Source organism: Protofrankia sp. Cj3 (genome assembly GCF_917627355.1).
Classification (GTDB): Bacteria; Actinomycetota; Actinomycetes; order Frankiales; family Frankiaceae; genus Protofrankia.
Genome location: NZ_CAKJTR010000003.1, coordinates 22014 through 27306, shown reverse-complemented (window position 1 = coordinate 27306; position 5293 = coordinate 22014). Strand labels below are relative to the sequence as shown.

Annotated in this window: 4 protein-coding genes; 2 read left to right on the top strand and 2 right to left on the bottom strand. The window is 67.1% G+C overall.

The window, feature by feature from the left end:
• The first annotated feature begins 43 nt into the window (after positions 1 to 43).
• Together MJ783_RS00805 and MJ783_RS00800 are read left to right on the top strand one after the other, a co-directional pair.
• Positions 44 to 1528, top strand: a complete 1485-nt coding sequence (locus MJ783_RS00805) for a CCA tRNA nucleotidyltransferase (protein ID WP_239307975.1) — start codon at positions 44 to 46, stop codon at positions 1526 to 1528.
• A gap of 295 nt (positions 1529 to 1823) precedes the next feature.
• Entirely contained in the window at positions 1824 to 3215 is a 1392-nt protein-coding gene (locus tag MJ783_RS00800; protein WP_239307946.1) for an MFS transporter, read from the top strand.
• Positions 3216 to 3386: 171 nt separating this feature from the next.
• On the opposite strand, the gene MJ783_RS00795 is transcribed toward MJ783_RS00800, so the two are convergent.
• Both MJ783_RS00795 and MJ783_RS00790 read right to left on the bottom strand, forming a co-directional pair.
• Entirely contained in the window at positions 3387 to 4457 is a 1071-nt protein-coding gene (locus MJ783_RS00795; RefSeq protein ID WP_239307945.1) for an inositol-3-phosphate synthase, read from the bottom strand.
• A 113-nt stretch (positions 4458 to 4570) separates the two neighbouring features.
• On the bottom strand, positions 4571 to 5203 hold the full coding sequence (locus MJ783_RS00790; RefSeq protein WP_239307944.1) for a PadR family transcriptional regulator: 633 nt from the start codon (positions 5201 to 5203) through the stop codon (positions 4571 to 4573).
• Between the last annotated feature and the right edge of the window lie 90 nt (positions 5204 to 5293).

Sequence of the window (5293 nt, the reverse complement as noted above, 5' to 3'; positions counted from 1 at the left end):
AAGGCGTTGCACGGGGGAAGGCCGATACCCTGAGACAGTGTCAGTGATCTGCCTGGATAATCCACGTGACTCCGCGGAGCGGGCGGTCAGTGCCCTTCTCAAGGTACCGGCTCCCGCGGATGACCTGGGGCGGCTCTTTGCCCGCGCCGGTCACAGCCTGTATCTCGTCGGTGGTTCGGTCCGGGACGCGCTGCTCGGTCGCCTGAGCGCTGGCGCGGGTACTGCTGATCTTGATTTTGCCACCGATGCCCGGCCGGAACGTGTCCTTGAGATTACCCGCGACTGGGCGGACGCTGTCTGGGAGGCCGGGATCGCGTTCGGAACCGTCGGGCTGATCCGTACCGGGGTGCGGTTCGAGGTGACCACCTACCGCACCGAAGCCTATGATCGGGCATCCCGGAACCCGACTGTTGCCTACGGTGACACCCTCGAGGGCGACCTCGCCCGCCGTGACTTCACCGTGAACGCCATGGCCGTGTCCGTGCCCGGCCATGAGTTCGTCGACCTGTTCGGCGGCATGGCGGACCTCGCGCGCACAGTGCTGCGGACCCCGGGTTCCCCGGTGGCCTCCTTGGACGACGACCCGCTGCGCATCCTGCGGGCCGCCCGATTCGAAGCCCAGCTCGGGCTGACCCCCGTCGCCGAGCTGGTCGTGGCGATGCGTTCCAGAGCTTCCCGGTTGATGATCGTATCGGTCGAGCGTATCCGGGACGAGCTGCGCAAACTCATGCTCTCGGCCGACCCGGTCGTCGGGCTGGAGCGGCTCGTGGACATCGGGGTCGCGGACATCGTCCTGCCGGAGCTGCCCGCGCTGCGGATGGAGATCGATGAGCACCACCAGCACAAGGACGTCTACACCCACACCCTGACCGTGTTGCGCCAGGCGATCGCGCTGGAGGACCCGCTGCCCGAGGGCGGCCCGGACGAGGTACTGCGCTGGGCCGCCCTGCTGCACGACATCGGCAAGCCCAGAACCCGGCGGCACATCTCCGGTGGTGGTGTCTCCTTCCACCACCACGAGGTGGTCGGGCGCGACATGACCCGTAAACGGCTGGCGGCGCTGCGGTTCCCCAAGGATGTCACAGAAGCGATCACCCTGTTGGTGTTTCTGCACCTGCGGTTCCACGGCTACGGCCGTGGCGAGTGGACCGACGCGGCCGTCCGCCGGTACGTCCACGATGCTGGGCCGCACCTGTCCCGCCTGCACAAGCTCGTCCGGTCGGACTGCACGACGCGCAACCGGCGCAAGGCCGAGACGCTGGCCGCGACCTACGACGCGCTTGAGGAGCGAATTGCCCGCCTGTCCGAACAGGAGGAGATCGCCGCGATCCGCCCGGAGCTGTCCGGCGACGACATCATGGAGCTGCTAGGCCTGCCGCCGGGCCAGCTGGTCGGCCGGGCGCGGGCGCACATGCTCGATTTCCGTTTCGAGGCGGGCCTGGTGGGACGAGAGGCGGCCGAGACAGAACTCCTGCGCTGGGCACGGGAGAACGGCGTCCCGATCCCCGGGGAGCAGCCCGACCGCTAGTGGTCGCCGCCGGAAGTTCGCCCAGGGCCTGCCGGCGCCAGACTGCCACTTATCTTGTCTTCACCTCGGACAACGGCTACAACCTCGGCTCTCACCGTCTCGTCCAGAAGATGGCTCCCTACGCTGAGCGCAGCCGCCCGGCCCCGGCCGTCAACCCGTGTCACAGCGCCGCCCCGCGGGCACCCAGCCAAACCCCCCGGGGCGGCGCCCGCTCCGGCCGTGTCAGCGGAGGCCGGAGGGAGTGTTGGAGGGGTACGGCGCGGCCGGCGGCCGGGTGGGTCCGTAGGCTCGTGGTGTGGCGCGGGCCGGAGATCTGCGACAACTGTTCGAGCTGACCGGATTCCGGCGGCTCTTCGCCTCCCGACTGACCTCACAGGCCGCGGACGGCGTCTTCCAGGCGACCCTGGTCAGCTATGTGCTGTTTTCGCCGGAGCGAGCCACCTCCGCGGCGGCGCTCGCAACATCGCTTGCGATCGTTGTCCTGCCGTTCAGCGTTATCGGGCCGTTCGCCGGGATCGTGCTCGACCGGGTGTCACGGCAGCGGGTGCTGGTGGTCTGCGCGCTGGTCCGGGCAGTCCTGCTCGGCCTGCTCGTCGTGCTGATCGCCGCCGGGCATACCGGTGCTGACTTCTACGCGGCCGCGTTGGCGGTGGTCAGTGTCAACCGGTTCGTGCTTGCCGCGCTGTCCGCGGGTCTGCCGGTTGTCGTCGCCGAGGGAGGGCTCGTCACGGCGAACGCGCTGTCGACCACCGCCGGGACACTCGCGACCCTCATCGGTGCCGGCATCGGCAGCGGTCTGCGGGGGCTGATCGGTGGGGACGACGCGGGTGTCGCGCTGGTGGCCGCATTCGCCGGCATGATCTACCTGGTGGCCGCGGGTACCGCCACCCGCGCGGGCCGGGGCGAGTTCGGCCCCTTGGCCGCACCGCCTGGGCAGGGCGTTCTCAGCGAGGTTCGACAGGTGGTCGCGGAACTGGCGGACGGTGCGGGCCATCTGTGGCGGCGGACGCCGGCCCGGTACGCTCTGGCCACGCTCACCGGGTCCCGGGCGTCGTACGGTCTGACCTCGGTCATGGCAATCTTGCTCTACCGTAACTACTTCACGGGTGCGGACGGAGGACTGGGAGGCCTCGCGCTGTTGGTGACAGCCGGTGGGGTGGGAACGGTCGCGGCCGCGTTCGTGACACCGCGGGTGACCCGGCGGATTGGCAAGCAGATGTGGATTGTTCTCGTCCTGCTCGCCGCTGGCGTTGTCGAGATCGTTCTGTGTCTTCCGTTCACCTCGCCGCTGCTGATCGCCGCATCGGTACCGATCGGGTTCGCGGCCCAGGCCAGCAAGATCTGTGTTGACACGGTCGTGCAGGAACAGATTGACGACGCCTACCGGGGACGCGTCTTCGCCTTGTATGATCTTCTGTTCAACGTCGCTTATGTGGCCGCTGCCGCGCTCGCGGCGATCACCCTACCGGCCACCGGCAGGTCAACGGTTATGGTGGTGGCCGCCGGTGTCGGTTACATCGTGTGTGCGCTCTTGTACCTGCGTACGCGCGCGTCCGGTTCATCCGGTCCGTCCGATCCGGATGAACCGCGCTTTGGCCCGCTGCCCACGACCACCGCGCCGCCTGCCTCGGTGACAACGGCGCCCGCCATCTCGCTCGAGGCCTCCGGACGCGCGAAAGAATTATGATCACACGGTTCTCCGGCCCGCCGGGACAGTGATCCGGCCATGATGGCTGACCGTGACAGCTGGCGATGGGTAGCGGAAAAGCATGGAAAAGGCGGCGAAAGAAGCGACGAAGAAGGGGGGCCGGCCACCCCCTCCGGATGGCCGGCCCCCTCGGTGCCTTCGCGGCTTGTCCTACTCGCCGCGAATGAATGCCTCCACCTTGTCACGGGCAACGTTGTCACGGTACTGCTCCGGTGGTGACTTCATGAAGTACGAGGATGCGGCGAGCAGCGGCCCGCCGACCCCCCGGTCAAGGGCGATCTTGGCGCAGCGGACCGCGTCGATGACCACACCGGCACTGTTCGGCGAGTCCCAGACCTCGAGTTTGTACTCCAGGTTCAGCGGCACATCCCCGAAGGCTCGTCCCTCGAGGCGGACATAGGCCCACTTGCGGTCGTCCAGCCAGGAGACATAGTCGGACGGACCGATGTGGATGTTCTCTCGGCCCATGTCGTGGGAGAGCTGAGACGTCACCGCCTGCGTCTTGGAAATCTTTTTGGACTCCAGCCTCTCCCGCTCGAGCATGTTCTTGAAATCCATGTTGCCGCCGACGTTGAGCTGCATCGTGCGGTCCAGGACGATGCCTCTGTCCTCGAACAGTTTTGCCAGTACGCGATGGGTGATGGTGGCGCCGACCTGCGATTTGATGTCGTCGCCGACAATTGGCAGCCCGGCCGCGCGGAACTTCTCCGCCCATTCGGACCGGCTCGCGATGAACACCGGAAGGCAGTTGACGAAGGCGACGCCCGCGTCGATCGCGGCCTGGGCATAGAATTTCGCCGCGTTTTCGGAGCCGACAGGAAGATAGCAGACAAGGACGTCCACACGGGCCTCACGCAGGGTGGCCACTACGTCCACGGGTTCCTCATCGGACTCGGCGATCGTCTCGCGGTAGTAGCGGCCAAGGCCATCCAGGGTGTGACCGCGGGCGACAGCGATGCCGAGCGGTGGTACATCGATGATCTTTATGGTGTTGTTCTCGCTGGCGACGATCGCCTCGGACAGGTCACGCCCGACCTTCTTCGCGTCGACGTCGAACGCCGCGACGAACTCAAGGTCCCGGACGTGGTAGTTGCCAAGCTGGGTGTGCATCAGGCCCGGCACCCGCGCCGACGGATCAGCGTCGCGGTAGTACTCGACCCCCTGGACGAGGGATGCGGCGCAGTTGCCTACACCGACAATAGCGACACGTACCGAACCCATGACGGTCTGCTCCCTTTGGCTGTGTGTGAAGTGATGCTGGTTGTGGATGCTGCTGGTGATGGCCGGGCCGCTGGTGGTTACGACGACGACGCGAGATCAGAGGCACCTGCCCGTCAGCCGGTGGGCGGAGCCCCGTCGCCGTTGTCCTCCCGAGCCGGTGGCTGTGTCGCCCCGGGCCGCGCCGTCTGTGCGGACATGTCTGGGGGCACCCCTGTGGGCGGTGCCTGCGCCCGCTCGGTCTCGATCAGTTCGGTCAGCCAGCGGACCTCGCGCTCGACGGACTCGAGACCGTGACGCTGAAGCTCGAGCGTGTAGGAGTCGAACCGTTCGCGGGTCCTGGTCAGCGCGGACCGGACCTTCTCCCGTCGTTCCTCCAACCGTCCGCGCCGGCCTTCAAGGATGCGCAGCCGGACAGCCGCATCGGTTTTACCGAAGAAGGCGAAGCGGATCCCAAACATCTCGTCCTCCCAGGAGGACGGACCGCCTTCACCGAGAAGGGCCGCGAGGCGTTCCTTGCCCTCGGCAGTGAGGGTGTACACGACACGGCTGCGACCGCCGAGGCGACCCGCGGCAGTGGGGCCGTCGGCGGTGACGTAGCTCTCGGCCGCGAGCTTGCGCAGGCACGGGTACAGCGACCCGTAGCTGAAACGGTGGAAGGTACCCAGCACGGTGTTCAGTCGTTTTCGCAGTTCGTAGCCGTGCATCGGACTTTCCGAGAGCAACGCGAGGACGGCCAACTCCAACATCGCTACTCCCTCCACCGTGACTGAGCTGACTGTTGTGATCCAGCTGTTGTGATCCAGTGATTACGATTAAGAGCGACCGGCAATAGGGGA